The organism is Gilvimarinus algae, from assembly GCF_030518215.1.
Lineage (GTDB): Bacteria > Pseudomonadota > Gammaproteobacteria > Pseudomonadales > Cellvibrionaceae > Gilvimarinus > Gilvimarinus algae.
Map to the genome: position 1 here is coordinate 1 of NZ_JAULRT010000034.1, position 14649 is coordinate 14649.

Sequence of the window (14649 nt, forward strand, 5' to 3'; positions counted from 1 at the left end):
ATCCAGGCTTGTTAACGGTATCGAGTACCTGGCATGCATCGGACTACTTCTCCGGTAACTAGTTGCCGCTAGCTACGGGCTTCAATTTACCCGCCAACAGTCGCAAGGAACAGCGTTTCTATGAATATTCAACCATACAAGGCATTGCACTCAGACCGCCTTACACGCCGCTTCGCTCTGTTCCAGGCGGCTGGTGAATGCGGCGTTAGCCGTGAAGGAAAGTATGTTCGGATTATTCAAGAAAAAGGAAATCCCACTTCTTCGTGTTTTAGTTAATGGCGATGAAGTGTGCAAGATATCAGAAGGTGACATACCGTGCGAAAAGCTGCCCTCAAGAAGGCTTGAAGCTGGTAGCACCATAGAATTTATTGATCAATCTGGTGATTCTCATAAGCACGACTTAGGGGGTTTTTCTGGGTGGTTTCATTTTTCTGTTCGCGTTCATCCGAACAGAGCTTGCCAAGCCGATTGTGCAATCACTGGAGACGAAGAATATGACCAGAATGCTTTCTCTCAAGGCAAAGCTAAAGGCATAAGGTTTCAGCCGTTCTTTATCACGGGTGCAGAAACAAGCAATGATATTTTTATCGGTAAAGGTTTGTTTAAGCGCGGCCTACACTTCAATGGCAACGTAACGAATGGAGCCATATCTTTATCTTGTGAATGCGAACATTGCCGAAATTCTTTCATCATTAATTCATTTCATTCTGGCTTTAGCAATTTGGGCTACTTCTATTCAGATTCTGGAGCTTATACCCTAACCGTGAGTGATCGTTTGCCGGGCAGCCCCGCTGCGCTTTCCACTCCAGATGAAAGTGAGCTCAAAGAACTAGAGTCAAAGTTACCTTTAGCACCAGATGGCACCAGATTTAAATATAGAAATTCTTTCAAATGCCCGCATTGTAAAGAGCCATATATTGATTTTACTGCGAATCCAGAAGAACGCGTTGCTGAGTATTATGGTAACTACTTTCCAGATAAAGGAATATTGCAGTATGAACCAGATCACGGCTAACAAGGCGCTGCTGCCGGACAAATTTTCCGCTGCGCTCCAAATTTGCCGCAGAGCGCGGCGTTATATCTACAAAGAGGTGAAAATGAGAGCACTCGTTTTTTTAGTAGCATTGGTATCGTTCCCGGCATTTGCACAAGACTGCGATGCTGAGTCCGAGGCATTTTTCAGTCTCGTTGCTACAAAGTGGGCTGTAAATGACCGTATTAAGAATGACCCGAAAAGCTTCGAGGCCGAAAAATGGGTTTACATCTGGGGAGGCGCCGAGTCAGCACTTGAGGAGAAGAACATTTCAAAAAAAAGTGCACAGAGAATGGCGCGCCTAGTTGCGGAGAACGACTACTCCACCAACCCCGAAGTCGAAGTAAACATCTTTGAAGACTACTGGTATCTAAGTTGCGAACTTCAAAAGAAAGGGCATGAAACAGCCCCCTTGGCGGAAATCGAAAAACGTAGCCTTATCGAATGCTGGAACACCGTGGCGTCGAGAGAAGAGTTTCAGGGTTGCTTGATGCCTTTGATCAAAAGGAGTTGAGATATAACAAGCGGCATCAGTCGGAGCCATTTTTCGCTCCTGCTTCGCTACAAATGGCCCGCTGTGCCGGGCGTTAGGCGATAGGAATGGCTGACCTATGGATGAAATATTCGGAAAATACCGACAGGACTTCAGCGAAATTAGACGACTTTGCTTGGTATGTCATGGTCTTGACTTATCGACTAGCGCTCTTTCATCTGACTTGTCGACCTGGGTGCTATCTGAGGCCACGAACAGCGCGCTTCAGAACCTTGTGTCGAGTACGCTTCTGCATTTGGCGATTGCAATTCGGACAAACCTCTATCAAAAACGCATCAAAGGTTCTGACATCCGCTTAGAGAATAGCGCATGGTTTTACTACGACGAAGAACTGATTGAGAGGCCTGCTACCTTAAAGCAGGTTTGCGACAAAATTGTCCACGCCGATACGTTTTCAAAGTCAATTTATCCAAAGGAGTTCGCAGACAGAGCTGACAAAATTGCAACGCAGATTAGGGGAGCAGAGCATAATCGGAAAGCGTGGACGATGAACCTTGTTTTAGATCTTCTCGCTGAAGACATACTGTCCATGCTCGATCAAATCGAAGCCAACGTGCCTAACCAAGCAATCCACGCGACAAGCGCGTGATTGCGGCGTTACATGTTTAAAGAGATGCCGGAGTGATTTCAAAGATATTCAAAAAGGATAAGCCTCGAGTCTATCTAGATAAAATGCTTGTAGCTTCTCGAGACGAGTTTGAAAAAACTGATGAGTGGGGGATTTTTAAAAGTGAAGATTTGGAGGATGGAGTTCGTGAAAAGCTGGACGGTATTTTTTGCTTGCCGCCTATATCCACGCGACAGGATAGCAAAAAATCTGATTTGGCTCTGGAACTAGTAGTCTTAAAAGTTAGAGGCGGCGAGTTTGAGGGAGTAGATTTTGGGTTGCTTGGATTTGCCCCCATTTTCTGGCGCCCCAAAATTGAACTGGCTGCTAGGCTCTATTATTTAGACTCTGGTAAAACACACTCCACTTACAAGGCAAAAGAAATAATGCGCTGGGGCGAATATTTTTCGGGCGTATTTAGTTTAAGAGGATTTTTTAGATACAAGCCAATCTTTGGACCAAAAAACTTAGAGCCTATTCTTTACAAGGCCTGCGAGAAACTCTTATTCAAAATGGTGAACGGCATATGACATGTAACAAAAACAGGCACATGGACAAATTATTCGCTTCGCTTCAAATTTGCCTGTGCTGTGGGCGTTATGTAAGCATCCGAAAATTCCGGTGGGCGAAGCTGTATTTGATTTTAAGGTGAATATGTTTGATCTACGTAAACTTTACTTAGAAGAACCTCAAAAACATGATGAGCTATCTGCCTTCCACTGGTTCACGAAAGCTATATGTCTCGAGTATGAAAGTTTAGAACTCACTGAGAGGCCGGATTTTATAATAGATTCGGACCAGAGAAGAATAGGTATTGAAATTACACTTGCTGAACGTAATTGCTCATCGAGTAAATATTCCTCTCAACAGATCGAAGCCGAGCAGACGAAATTTTCTGACAGTTTGCTTCAGTCTATCAATTCAAAAATCCCACTGGATGTTGGTTTAGTTTTTGAGGATGGTAAAGAGGTTGATATAAACCAAACTAATGGAGTTAGAGATGCTCTTGCTAACAGAATAAATGAGATCTCCGCAAATATGACTCCCCACTCTGTGGAGCTTATTGTGAGATCTGAAGGGGATATGTGCCGTAGCAAACATAGAAAGCACGTTTTTCCTGGCCTCCCTAACTTCCTACAGCATATTCAATTGTTTAACGACGGCCATGAAGAATCAGTTGTGACTGGAGCTAGGGGAGGTTTTCTTGATTCATTTACGGAAGCTGACATATCGTCAATATTAGAGAAGAAGCACCGGTCTCTTATTGGGTACCAGAAGTGTGATGAGCAGTGGCTTGTAATAGTTTCGGGGTCAGTGCCGCCTCTCTTCGTGGAGCATGATAGTCGGCCAAACGTACTTCTTGCATCCATCGCAACTAGTTTCGCTGGAGTTGATGCTAAACTCCCGTTAAAGTCGAATTTTGAAAAGGTGTATTTTTTTAACAGCCCTATTCATGCCACACTACTTACATAACAAGGTTGTCAAATTGACAGTTTTTCCGTCGCCCCTTTTTGTGCTTAATAGCACAAACGGGCTCCTCCAAAACCGCAATTTACAACGGCGTTAACAGTCTGGGGATTGCTGATGGCTGTCGAGAAATTCGAGTTTCCTTCAAGAGGTTTCCATATAGTGGCCACAAAGGTTGGGGAAGCTGACTATTTTCTCGGCATGCTAAAGGAAGTACAGGGGCACTATGATGAGTTTTCATACGTCTTAAGCGCCTTCGCATCTTCTGCACGTAGTATCACTTTCGCACTACAAGCTGTGATGACTAAATATCCAGGTTTTGACGACTGGTATGTAGTTCACCAAGCGAGCCTGAAAGCCAATGGTCTAGCGAAATATTTTGTGAATCTTCGAAACTATATGCAGAAGGTTGGCGAGATACCGGTGGGGCATACCGGCACAATGAGAAATGGGCAGGTCAAGCACTTATCCTACTTCGTAGATATTGATGATCTTAAAGATGCTCCTGCAGGTGAAGTGACCAAACTGGCTGAAGAGTATTTCGTAGCAGTTTTAGAAGTTGTTGAGGCTTGCTACCGAGATTTCTGGATGTATGCCGATCCTCGGGCAATTTTTACTGAAGAGGGCTTGGGATTACTGGGTTGGGTGATTGAGGATATTGAGGAAGCTGTCGGTCTTCCTAGAGGGTACACAGATATACCGTATGATGGAGGAGATAAAAATTATCAGCGTTTACGTCTGTTGGCGAGAGAGTTTCACGGGGATGAGCTGATGGAGCAATACTTCGAAAAGTACGGTTTGGAAACAACTGTTAAAAAAGCATTGCAGCGGACAAGCCGCTGAATGCGGCGTTATCTCATAGGAGAAATTAAGTGGCATATGAGCTAGTTGAGTTCACCGGTCTATTGGAGAAGAGGATTAGTGGTTCCATTAAATCTATTTCTGGGCATTCTTGGAATGAGGATCACATAACTTTAAAGCTGCTAGACGAACTCAATAGCACCCTTTCACAGGTGACCCTTGAGGGAGAAGATTTTCGCCGAAAAATTGAATGGGAATCGTATAAGCTTCGAGGTCAATACGAAACACATTTTGGAGATGTTGCGATAGTTGTCACTATCAGCTATCGAGATGGGACAAGCTTGGAAGGTTCAGCATTTCTAGAAGCAAAAAGAAGAGATTGGAGGAAAACAACCTTTAGCGCAATGAATAAGAATCAGCTAAGGCGAATTCTTAAGCATGCTCCACGAGCCCATTATTTACTTTATGACTATGAAGATATAACGGGCTTCTCAAACGCTGTTTCGTTTGGTAGTGAAATTCGAAGGTATGGTGGCTATTGGTCTGGGTTGGTAACAGAGAGAACCAACTCTGTATGCGTACCTTTGAACGTCGCAGATGCGACCGGTTTTAAAGATACGCTTTTATATCGACATGGGACGCCATTCTCCTGGATGCTTTCAAATCGGTATTTTCAAGGCCTAGATTTGGAGTTCGACCCTACGGCTAAAGCAATTTCTAAGGGCTTTCTAGACAAGTTTGGCTTACCTAGATTTATAATGAAAGTCGACGTGACAGAAAACGGCGCTGATCGGAAGGACAATGATATGCAAGTAAACTTTCAAAAATATGAAAAAATTGAGCAAAGATAACAAAGCAAGGCAGGCCGACGCGACAAAGCCGCGCGGCTGCTTGCGGCGTTAATTTCTGATGATTGAAAAGATCGCCATTTTCTACCTTCTTGTATTCGCTCTGTTGGTGGCATTGAAACGCATGCGTCCAAATCTACTAAGCTCTTTGGCATTTAGTTGGTTTGGCCCATTTCCCGAGGAGGGAGAGTTGCTATCTAGCTTCAAGGCCAGGAGAGTGATGTATGCTCTAAATTGGGCAATACAGTTTGTTGCATATTTCGCTTTTTTGGCTCTCGCTAGGGTCTATTTCAATAGTCCCTTCGACGAGACTTTTTTCCTAGTGGCGGGGTTTGCAGGTACGATCGGTTTGGGAATGGCGGTTCTAGCCTTCGCTGGCTTTTCGATTTCATGGTTGAAAACTGTTATTTTTGGGCCAAACCCTAAATGTGAGTACATAGAAGAGCATGAGGTATAAAATTAACAAGCGGCATCAGTCGGAGCCATTTTTCGCTCCCGCGTCGCTACAAATGGCCCGCTGTGCCGGGCGTTAAATTTCACGAGGCAGGCGTCACTATGTCAAATGAATTAAAAGATCATATCGACGAACATATGCCACACATCGATAAAATCTTGGCGGAGCAGAATATTCCAATCCATAAGAGATTCTTTATTGCAGGAAAGTTGTTTGTTGAGACTGCAATTCAGAAATCCAATTTTCAATCTAATGAGGAATTACTTGAGAGCGACGTTTATCGTGAATCTATTCTCCCTCTATTTAATGACTGGTACTTTGAAAAATATGGTGATCTTGCTAAAGGGCTAGGAAGTGATGTGTATTCTGGTGTTGTATTAGCTTACGGACAACCCATAAAGCTGAACATATCTGCCGCTACAAACGAGGTCATAGAGGAAGGGAAATTGTCGAAACTGACATTTCCTGATCATTTGCAAGAGTCGGAAGACCTTGAAGATTTTATCGAAACAAAGTTTGATCTTAGCAAGATGGACGAGATTTCTATTTGTGAGCTTCGTTCTAAAATCGAACAGGTAGTTGCTCTAACTCGGTCAATCAATCTAGATTTGAACATGGCAAGCCATTCCAACCAGTCAGCTTCTGATATGGCGCTGGGAATATGGAGCCACTTCGAAAAAGGCATAAGTGACATACTGAGCTTTAAAAATGAGCGGGCTTCCGTTGCTTGCTGGGAGTTCCATTTAGCGATTGAAAAATCAATTAAAGTATTGATTCATTCAAAATCTGGAAGCGGTAAGCATGGTCACAACTTGGATGATTTAATTGAACATTTGAGTAAGTTTGAGAGTGGCATTGATTCATCTGGTTTGGCAGGTTTGCCTTCTGACAAAGATGCTATAAAACTTAGGTATTCGGAAATGATCAAAACTCCTATTGATGCTTTCGAATATTATCTTATAGCTATTAGGTTTGTAGCTGATATTGTTTCTAGGCTAGAGCATAAGATCGGCATAAAAAACGCGTCCTTTACCTTAAAAATGGCCCCGTGGGCGAGATAAATTTAACAAAGCATTGCACCGGACGAGCCGGTGAATGCGGCGTTACAAGGCATCAGATAATTCATCATGAGACGAGAAGCTGTAGTAGAAGAAATTGAATTAAATCCTCTCGGCGAGATACGCATGGGGTGTGATGCCTATGGTGTGGTTATAAAGACCAATTTTGGCTGCTTTGACATTTTTAAAGACATCCCTGTTTTAATCGGACATGCCGACCATTCAAAGTGCATATCTCAATCTGAGTGTAAGCGCTATCTTTTAGTAAAAGGTAGTTTTGGCACGTACATTCTCGATATAAAAGAACAATCTATAAGTATCTACAAGACAACGATCAGAGGCAAAAACAACGAATGGAGTGAGGAACAAGCCATTTTTGGCAAAGATAAAACTCATATACAAGGCTTTTCTCAAACCTACTATCTCCAGTTTCCGTTCGTAAAGAAGGCTCAGTTCAATGAAGTTTTGTCTAAATTTGAGAGCTTGCGCAAGCAGCAAATTGAGGCCGCAGTAAATGCCTTGTAACAAGTCAATCAACTACGCGCCTTGCAGGCGCCGGACACAGCTAAGCTGCGCCGGTTATTGAGGCGTTACATGCTAAGGAAGATATGAGCACCACATTAAAGTTAATTGGCATATTCGGAGTATTTCTATTTGGTGTCCTATTCTCTGTGACTTTCGTTTCGCCTGAGAAAGTTGAAGATTCCGCCAAGGGATTCGTGAAAAGCCAGATTGAGAAGGAAGTACGCGCAAAGCAACAAGCTATAAGCGAATCATCAGTAACAGAGGCTGCCTTGAATATTGCCGGTAGACTGGGTCTGGAGAAAGGGAAGATTCAGGCTGACTTAGATAATGATTTACCTGAAAAAATAGCTAGCATAGTCGCAGCTATGTGTGGGTATGATTGCGAGAAGAAGAAAGCCTTGGCTCAATCTATAGCCACGGGTTACATGGAACGGATCAAGAATATTCAAGTTGCAGAAAGCACGTTAAGCGATGTCGTAAAGGGGAAATACCTTGAAATCGTGAGCAACCTGAAGCTTGATCTCAGAATATTTCTCGGCTCAAATTTGGCAATGTTCTTTATTCTCATCGCAATATCATTTTTAAAGCCTAGAGCAGTGCAGCATTTATTCCTTCCTGGGCTGTTGTTAGTCGTAGCAACAATAGTATCTTCAAGCATATATATTTTTGGTCAAGATTGGTTTTATACCATCCTGTACAATGACTATATGGGCTTTGGCTATCTGTTCTATATAGCAACAATATTCGGGTTTCTGATCGACATAGCCTTTAATAAGGCTAGGTTCACAACTGAAATCATTAATGGCATAGCAAACGCGGTTGGCTCAGCGTTTTCGGTTGTTCCGTGCTAGGCGCATGTAACAAGTCAATTAACTTCGCGCCTACGGCGCCGGACGCGCTAAAGCGCGCCGGTTATTGAGGCGTTATGAGTCCAAGTTCCCCAAAAAAAGTAGACACCTAATTCCCACCTATGGACTTCCCACGATACCCAGGCGACAGCAGAGGACATCGAATGACCAAGCATAAAATCTTTACCATGGCCTTTGCCAAGGTGTACCCGCTGTATGTACAAAAGGCGGAGCGCAAAGGGCGGACCCAAGAAGACGTGGATGCGGTGATTGCTTGGTTAACCGGTTATGACCAAACGAGCCTTCAACAGCAGCTTGAGCAGCAAGTCGATTTTGAGGCGTTTTTTGCTCAGGCGCCGCGACTCAACCCAAAGTGTACGCTGATTACCGGAACCGTCTGTGGCGTGCGTGTTGAGGAGGTCGAGGACCCATTGATGCAAAAGATCCGCTATCTGGATAAACTGGTGGATGAGTTGGCCAAAGGCTGGCCGCTGGAAAAAATTCTCAGAAATTGAGCGGCCACCGGCAAGGCGTTGCTGTCGTATAAAGGGATCTTGGCATGTTGTATCTGTCTTCAGGGTTGTTGGTGCTTATAGGCTTCGCCCACTCCTATCTGGGTGAGCGGTACATTCTCATCCGCCTGTTCCGGCGTGAAGACCTGCCCCGGTTGTTTGGCGGCGACGATTTCACCAAGCGTACCTTGCGCTTTGCCTGGCATATCACCACCCTTTGCTGGTGGGGCTTTGCCGCTATTTTGCTTCTTCTTGCCCGCGGTGAAGCGTCCCCCGACGTTATTGGTCTCATTGTGGGCGTGACCTTTACCCTTCACTTTTTGGTTGCGCTGATCGGCTCGCGGGGTAAACACCTCTCCTGGATAGTGTTTCTTGCAGTAGCCTTGCTTGCGGTATTTGCATCTTTAAACGTCTCACTTTAAGGGGTAGCACTCATGGCGGAGACAACTCTACAACAGTGGCTGGATGACGTGCGCTTGCTGGACGAGGCTCAATATCAGATGGTGAACGAAGTGCGCTCGCTGGTTAGGCGCCTCGTTTCATCGGTCGCGGAGCAGATTAAGTACGGCGGCATTGTGTTCTCCGCCTCGGGGGTTCATTTTGGTGGGGTGTTTGTCTATCAGCACCATGTAACCGTCGAGTTCAGCCAGGGCGCCCGCATTGAAGACCGCTTTGGTTCTCTTGAGGGCAGCGGCAAAGCCCGCCGACACATCAAGCTTAAACACTTGAGTGATATTACCGAAAAGCATCTTAATCACTACTTACCTCTGGCGGTAGCCGCTGCCCAGCACAACGCCCACTGAAAGGACGCCGATATGATCGCCCGCCCCCTAACCCCTTTGCTCTTATTGCCATTGCTTTTCACCACGGGCTGCGTGTTTTCGTCAAAGACGGTGTATGTCTACGATGAGGCCTGCAATATCAATGTTCGCAAGGAGCAGCTGAGTGTTCAGCAAGTCCGTAGGTTAAAAGGCTGCTCCAATGAAAAGTGCGTGAGCGATGTAGTCGCTGCCAGTATTGTCAGCGCCGGTAGCGCGATTGTGGCGGGCAGCGTTGTTATTGCGTCCAACATTGCCTATTGGTTTGAAAATCAGGAGGATTGCCAATTGGTTAACGGCTCGGAAGCTTTGCATGCCGAGCCCAATGATGGGAGGGTTTTACAGTGAGTCAACAAAAAACACTACCGGACATTGTCTCTTCTGAACAGTGGGAAGCCGAGATGGCCAAACACCTGGAAAAAGAGAAAGCGCACACCAGGGCGCGTGATGCCCTGGTGGCTGAGCGCCGCCGGCTGCCCATGGTAAAAGTCGCCAAAGATTATCACTTTGCCTCAGCGCAGGGCGATGTGTCTTTGCTGGAGTTGTTTGCAGGTCGGCGCCAACTGATAGTCTACCATTTTATGTTTGGCCCCAACTGGAGCGCCGGCTGTGATGGTTGCTCCTGGGTGGTGGACGCCATGACCCATCCGGCGCATTTGCATGCCCGGGATACCTCGTTGGTCTTGGTTTCCCGGGCGCCGCTGGCAAAGCTTGAGGCCTATCGCGAGCGCATGGGCTGGCATTATCCAATTCCCTGGGTGTCGTCCCTTAACAGTGAATTTAATACGGATTTGGGCATGTCCGGCGAGGACTTTGAGCGTCACGGTGTCAGTGTGTTCTTGCGTGACGGCGATGAGATCTACCGTACCTTTTTTATCGGCGCGCGCGGTGTGGAGTATCTTGGCTCGCTGTGGAGTTATCTGGACCTAACACCCTACGGGCGCCAGGAAACTTGGGAGGACTCGCCCGAGCACTGGCCGCAGACACCCCCTTACGAGTGGAACCGCCGGCACGACGAGTACGACTTTACCAACCAATAACAATAAGGCAAAGGCGATGCGATACCTCTGGGCTATGTGTTTTCTCGCGGTACTGATTTGGTCGGGTATTCACCCGAAAGATACTTTTACCTGGTTTTTGGAGGTGTTACCGGCAGTGATCGGGGCGTTATTGCTGATTGCCACTTATTCGCGTTTTCGCCTGACCCCGTTACTCTATACGCTGATATTGATTCACTGCATCGTGCTGATGGTGGGTGGGCACTACACCTACGCGGAGGTGCCGCTGTTTGACGGGTTGTTCGGCGCCGAGCGCAACAATTACGATAAAGTTGGGCACTTTTTCCAGGGCTTTGTGCCGGCCCTCTTGGCGAGGGAAATACTGCTGCGCAAGCAGGTGGTGAACGGCCGGATGTGGCTCAACCTCTTTGTGGTGTCGGTATGCCTGGCGTTCAGCGCTTTTTACGAGCTGATTGAGTGGTGGGTGGCTGCCGCTACGGGCGAAGGCGCTGAGGCATTTTTGGGAACACAGGGCTACGAGTGGGATACCCAATCGGATATGGCGCTGACGCTACTGGGCGCTGTGAGTTGTTTGGTCTTTCTCGCTCGCTGGCACGATCGGCAGCTGCAAAAAAACGGCGAGCTTTGCTCGCCGTTGTAAGCGCTTGTGTTACTGGCAGTTGGCGGCTTGTGCTGTTGCCAATTCATTTTGCCAGTGGGCCAGACCTTCGCCCTCAATCCAATCCACCGGACGGCGATCGCCATCGGCGCGTTCAATAGCCTTTTCCAAAAAGTGGCAGGCCTGAAGCCGTTTGCCGCGCTGTTCAAACCAGGCCGCTTTTTCCAGCGTGGTGTAGTAGAGCAGCGAATGAAGGGTTTGCACCAGATACCAGCGGCCACTGCCGCGTAGCTCGCCGGCGAGTGCAGCCCGGCGGTAGCTTTGCACCAGCTGCTCAAAACTCAGCGCTGCCGCCTCAAAGGTTAACCCCGCCAATAGTGGATCGTGATCCGACGTGCGGTAGGCCGTCGTGGCATTGAAGTAGCCGCTGTCGCGGCCGTAATCGAGGTTGTAGTCGAGCGCATCGGCTTCATCGGCATTGATGTGCCAGACGGCCGCGCCAGAGAGCTTGTCCGTCAGGCTGGCGCTCAGCAACAGATAATCCAAGGTGCCGATTTGGCCATCAAACACATAGGAGTATCCGTCGGCGGGCTCGACATTGTGGTAGCCCTGATCCAGCAGGTACTGCACAGGCTGCTCGGCGGCGTAGGCGTTGAGGTCGCCGGCAATGGCAATGTCGTCATCCGTGAGGCCTGTGGGTGAGGTTTCCAGCCAGTGGACCAGTGCGATTGCGGCGTCGAGGCGGCGCTGATTCCAGAAACCCGCACCGTCGCCTTGATCAAAATTGAGGCTGGCATTGTCACTGAGCCCAGAGCTGCCTTTGGATTTAAAGTGGTTGGCGACAAAGGTAAAACTCTCGCCTGTGGCTGTGTGGGTAAAGCTGGCGGCGAGCGCGACGCGGTTGGTGGATGGGCCGTTAAAGATCGGGTCGGCGGTAAAGTCGCGGCTGGCAAACACATCCAGGGTTGCGGCGGCGCTGTCGTCCAGCAGCGCCGGGACACTGCCCTCGGCCAAGCTGAGGCTTTGCGCTTTATGGATGATGGCGACGGCAATAGCATCGCTGCCGACAAAGGTCTGGCCGGGGTAGACGTAATTGTAGACCTCGCTGCCCAGTGCTGTATTGATGGCATTGACCAGGGTTTCGACGGCGGTGGAGCCATCGTTGTTGCTGTCAAACTCGTTTTCTATTTCCACCAGTGCAAGTAAGTCGGCGTCCATGGCGGTGATGGCATTGACCAGCTTGGCCTGCTGGCGCGCCAACTCAGCGGCACTGTTAGCACCGCGCGGTTCCATGCCGATGGCGGTGTTGCCGCCGTTGTCCAGCGTGGTGAAATAGTTCAGCACGTTGAGCGAGGCGAGTTTGAGGTTGCCCGGCAGCGAGGGCGCTGTGGGCCGTGCACCGGCGCTGGTGAAAAGGTTGCTGCCGTCGGTGTGCGAGCGCACCCGCCAAGTGGCGCCCGAGGCGGCATTACCCGCCCACTTGTAATCCAGCACGCCGGCCAGTTGAGCGATGGTATCGCCCATGCGCGGGGCGGTGGCTTCGTTGTAGGGGGCAAAGCCATCCAGTAAATCAATACTGGCGTTTTGCTCGTTCAGGCCGTCGTCGTAGGTGATGCTGCGGGCACCGAGTGCTCGCAGATGATCCGAGAGTCCGGCGGCGTTGGGCGTGTTTTGTTGGGTAAACTGGTAGGGGCGCTCGCCCGCGACCAGGCGTATTTCGTTGAAGCGATCCAGTTGATACTGCTCGGTAATTTGCAGCGTGTCGTTGATGCGAATCAGCATACCCTCGTAGGCTTCCAGGTCCGGTTGCCAGGCACCATTTTGAGCCTGGCTGACTTCGGCGTTCGCGAGCAGAGACACGCTGGCGGGTGTGACATCGGCGAGCCGGTCCGACTCGAGAATCTGCAAATCACTGACGTTTGTGAGCTGGGTTTCACCAAAGTACTGGTCGACGGTCGCGTTCAGGCGCACCCGGTCTCCCAGGTTGACATCCACATCCGAGCCGTAGACAAAAACGCCTTCTGAGGAGAGCGGGTTGCCGTCTTCATCGGCAGTTTCTTCGTGCAGATAAAATCCGTTCAGGTTACGTGCGTCGTCGCCATCGCCGTTTTGAAAATCGCCGACGACGACGGCCTCAACAGTGATCTGCTGGCCGATTAACGGGCTCACGTCAGTTTCACCGTAGCTGTTGCTGCCGTAGGTATCCGGGTGACCTTGAATGCTGGAGATCAGTGTTATCTCTGTTGGCTCGGGAGCACAGGCGTTTTCGGCGCCCGGGGTGGGGGCCGCCTGCACATAGCTTTGCGTATTGCGGGCACCGCCTTCGCCGTTGGCGCAGCGCTGGTTAGAGTCCGCTGCGCTGTTGCCATTGGCCGATTCGTTGACTTGCGGTTGGCCCGGGTTGAGCAGTGCGAGCAGGCCGGCATCGTCGCTATCGTTGGTGCCGTAGACAATGGCATCCGCAATGGAGCCCTCGGGGAGCGCGGAGCCTGCCGGGTAATCTGCCGCGGCGCCCTGCACCAGTACGGCGGCATCGGCGCCATTTTGCACGGCGTTGCTGCTGCCGATGATCAAATCCACATTGGCCACACCCGGATTCCCCAGCACAAAGTAGCCGCTGGCGTTGGTGCTGTAGCCTGTGAGATCAAAAGCGCTGTAGCTGGTATCGCTGCTGCCGTTGTAGAGCACCAGTGTCAGGCCGTCGAGGTCGGTATTGCCGGTGCCGCCGTCGTAGAGCTCGATAAACTCGAGCACATCGGTGCCATCGGTGTCCGCATCCAGCTCGTTGATGATAATGCTGGCGGGGTTGCTGCTACCGGAGCCGCTGTAGCTGCCCAGAGGAATGGGCGCGGCGGCGCTGGCGTTGGTGGATTCGTTATCGAGCGCGTTCGGGCCGCTGTAGAACCAGTCGGTGTCACTGAATACGACCGAGGGGCCAGTGCCATCGGTGCGGTAGGCCCAGCCGTCGAGGTATTCCCAGCTCTGGTCGGTGCCGTCCACATCCTGCTGGCCAAACACATCTTGCAGAGACCCCAGGTAAAACAGCTCTACGGCGTCGTCGCCGTTGATGCTGAGGGCCGTGCTGGCGGTGTAATCGGGTGCAAAGCCAAAATAATCGGCAAAGCCAATGTCTTCGCTGGCGACGGTGATAAACGAGCCCGCACTGACCGCCACGGCGGGAAAGACAAACTCTTCGCCATCACTGCCGCCACCGTTGTTGGCTCCGCCGAGGCCGTAGTCGCTGAGATCGGATATGTCGCTGGTGGCGTAGAGCTCTACCCCTTTGGGTAAGCCGCCGGGCAGTGGGCCGTCATAGACGGCGGTGATCAGCAGATCGGCATGAACCGATGCGCTAGCCAGGGCGAGGGCCGCGGCCAGAATTCCTTTTTTCATGTTGGCACCTGATGTCTGTTATTGGGAAAAACGCTGTCAGCGTCAAAGAGCGGACGCTGCGAGCCGGTAGCTCATGGGAACAGACAAAAGTGACAAGGGTTTAACGGAATGATGG

General features: G+C 49.5%; 18 protein-coding genes. 17 read left to right on the forward strand and 1 reads right to left on the reverse strand.

Going from position 1 to position 14649, the window contains the following annotated elements:
• Positions 1-211: 211 nt before the first annotated feature.
• The 17 genes from QWI16_RS03380 (at position 212) to QWI16_RS03460 (ending at position 11183) form a co-directional block, all read left to right on the forward strand.
• Positions 212-1015, forward strand: coding sequence for a hypothetical protein (locus tag QWI16_RS03380; protein ID WP_302711329.1), 804 nt, complete (start codon positions 212-214; stop codon positions 1013-1015).
• The gene (locus QWI16_RS03385) at positions 996-1547 is read left to right on the forward strand and encodes a hypothetical protein (RefSeq protein ID WP_302711330.1); all 552 of its coding nucleotides are present in this window, start codon (positions 996-998) and stop codon (positions 1545-1547) included. Before QWI16_RS03380 ends, QWI16_RS03385 begins: the two co-directional genes overlap by 20 nt.
• Before the next feature lie 97 nt (positions 1548-1644).
• Complete coding sequence (locus QWI16_RS03390; protein WP_302711331.1) at positions 1645-2175, forward strand: hypothetical protein; 531 nt, start codon at positions 1645-1647, stop codon at positions 2173-2175.
• Between the two features lie 32 nt (positions 2176-2207).
• A complete protein-coding gene (locus QWI16_RS03395; protein WP_302711332.1) occupies positions 2208-2723 on the forward strand; it encodes a hypothetical protein in 516 nt (171 codons plus the stop codon).
• Between the two features lie 91 nt (positions 2724-2814).
• A complete protein-coding gene (locus QWI16_RS03400; protein WP_302711333.1) occupies positions 2815-3666 on the forward strand; it encodes a hypothetical protein in 852 nt (283 codons plus the stop codon).
• A gap of 111 nt (positions 3667-3777) precedes the next feature.
• Positions 3778-4503, forward strand: a complete 726-nt coding sequence (locus QWI16_RS03405) for an Ea47 family protein (RefSeq protein ID WP_302711334.1) — start codon at positions 3778-3780, stop codon at positions 4501-4503.
• Positions 4504-4532: 29 nt separating this feature from the next.
• On the forward strand, positions 4533-5312 hold the full coding sequence (locus tag QWI16_RS03410; RefSeq protein WP_302711335.1) for a hypothetical protein: 780 nt from the start codon (positions 4533-4535) through the stop codon (positions 5310-5312).
• Positions 5313-5370: 58 nt separating this feature from the next.
• Complete coding sequence (locus QWI16_RS03415) at positions 5371-5766, forward strand: hypothetical protein (RefSeq protein WP_302711336.1); 396 nt, start codon at positions 5371-5373, stop codon at positions 5764-5766.
• Positions 5767-5864: 98 nt separating this feature from the next.
• A complete protein-coding gene (locus tag QWI16_RS03420; RefSeq protein WP_302711337.1) occupies positions 5865-6824 on the forward strand; it encodes a HEPN domain-containing protein in 960 nt (319 codons plus the stop codon).
• A 66-nt stretch (positions 6825-6890) separates the two neighbouring features.
• Positions 6891-7346, forward strand: coding sequence for a hypothetical protein (locus QWI16_RS03425; RefSeq protein WP_302711338.1), 456 nt, complete (start codon positions 6891-6893; stop codon positions 7344-7346).
• 83 nt (positions 7347-7429) lie between these two features.
• Positions 7430-8197, forward strand: a complete 768-nt coding sequence (locus tag QWI16_RS03430; RefSeq protein ID WP_302711339.1) for a hypothetical protein — start codon at positions 7430-7432, stop codon at positions 8195-8197.
• Between the two features lie 161 nt (positions 8198-8358).
• A complete protein-coding gene (locus QWI16_RS03435; protein WP_302711340.1) occupies positions 8359-8709 on the forward strand; it encodes a DUF2200 domain-containing protein in 351 nt (116 codons plus the stop codon).
• A 44-nt stretch (positions 8710-8753) separates the two neighbouring features.
• A complete protein-coding gene (locus QWI16_RS03440) occupies positions 8754-9128 on the forward strand; it encodes a hypothetical protein (RefSeq protein ID WP_302711341.1) in 375 nt (124 codons plus the stop codon).
• Positions 9129-9140: 12 nt separating this feature from the next.
• Entirely contained in the window at positions 9141-9509 is a 369-nt protein-coding gene (locus QWI16_RS03445) for a DUF1801 domain-containing protein (protein WP_302711342.1), read from the forward strand.
• A gap of 12 nt (positions 9510-9521) precedes the next feature.
• Positions 9522-9872: a hypothetical protein gene (locus QWI16_RS03450; protein ID WP_302711343.1), complete on the forward strand. Its 351-nt coding sequence runs from the start codon at positions 9522-9524 to the stop codon at positions 9870-9872.
• Positions 9869-10564 carry a DUF899 domain-containing protein gene (locus tag QWI16_RS03455; RefSeq protein ID WP_302711344.1) on the forward strand — a complete coding sequence of 232 codons (696 nt, stop codon included), beginning with the start codon at positions 9869-9871 and terminating at the stop codon, positions 10562-10564. The genes QWI16_RS03450 and QWI16_RS03455 overlap by 4 nt, the downstream gene beginning before the upstream one ends.
• Before the next feature lie 16 nt (positions 10565-10580).
• Positions 10581-11183 (forward strand): DUF2238 domain-containing protein, encoded by a 603-nt coding sequence (locus QWI16_RS03460; RefSeq protein WP_302711345.1) that lies wholly within the window; start codon positions 10581-10583, stop codon positions 11181-11183.
• Positions 11184-11192: 9 nt separating this feature from the next.
• Here QWI16_RS03460 and QWI16_RS03465 read toward each other — a convergent pair whose 3' ends face one another.
• Complete coding sequence (locus QWI16_RS03465) at positions 11193-14534, reverse strand: ExeM/NucH family extracellular endonuclease (RefSeq protein WP_302711346.1); 3342 nt, start codon at positions 14532-14534, stop codon at positions 11193-11195.
• Positions 14535-14649 lie beyond the last annotated feature (115 nt).

Excerpts from the sequence above, each read along its gene's own strand:
- QWI16_RS03385 (WP_302711330.1), top strand. The coding sequence starts at position 996 with ATGAACCAGATCACGGCTAACAAGGCGCTGCTGCCGGACAAATTTTCC.
- QWI16_RS03390 (WP_302711331.1), top strand. The coding sequence starts at position 1,645 with ATGGATGAAATATTCGGAAAATACCGACAGGACTTCAGCGAAATTAGA.
- QWI16_RS03405 (WP_302711334.1), top strand. The coding sequence starts at position 3,778 with ATGGCTGTCGAGAAATTCGAGTTTCCTTCAAGAGGTTTCCATATAGTG.
- QWI16_RS03415 (WP_302711336.1), top strand. The coding sequence starts at position 5,371 with ATGATTGAAAAGATCGCCATTTTCTACCTTCTTGTATTCGCTCTGTTG.
- QWI16_RS03420 (WP_302711337.1), top strand. The coding sequence starts at position 5,865 with ATGTCAAATGAATTAAAAGATCATATCGACGAACATATGCCACACATC.
- QWI16_RS03425 (WP_302711338.1), top strand. The coding sequence starts at position 6,891 with ATGAGACGAGAAGCTGTAGTAGAAGAAATTGAATTAAATCCTCTCGGC.
- QWI16_RS03430 (WP_302711339.1), top strand. The coding sequence starts at position 7,430 with ATGAGCACCACATTAAAGTTAATTGGCATATTCGGAGTATTTCTATTT.
- QWI16_RS03435 (WP_302711340.1), top strand. The coding sequence starts at position 8,359 with ATGACCAAGCATAAAATCTTTACCATGGCCTTTGCCAAGGTGTACCCG.
- QWI16_RS03440 (WP_302711341.1), top strand. The coding sequence starts at position 8,754 with ATGTTGTATCTGTCTTCAGGGTTGTTGGTGCTTATAGGCTTCGCCCAC.
- QWI16_RS03445 (WP_302711342.1), top strand. The coding sequence starts at position 9,141 with ATGGCGGAGACAACTCTACAACAGTGGCTGGATGACGTGCGCTTGCTG.
- QWI16_RS03450 (WP_302711343.1), top strand. The coding sequence starts at position 9,522 with ATGATCGCCCGCCCCCTAACCCCTTTGCTCTTATTGCCATTGCTTTTC.
- QWI16_RS03460 (WP_302711345.1), top strand. The coding sequence starts at position 10,581 with ATGCGATACCTCTGGGCTATGTGTTTTCTCGCGGTACTGATTTGGTCG.
- QWI16_RS03465 (WP_302711346.1), bottom strand. The coding sequence starts at position 14,534 with ATGAAAAAAGGAATTCTGGCCGCGGCCCTCGCCCTGGCTAGCGCATCG.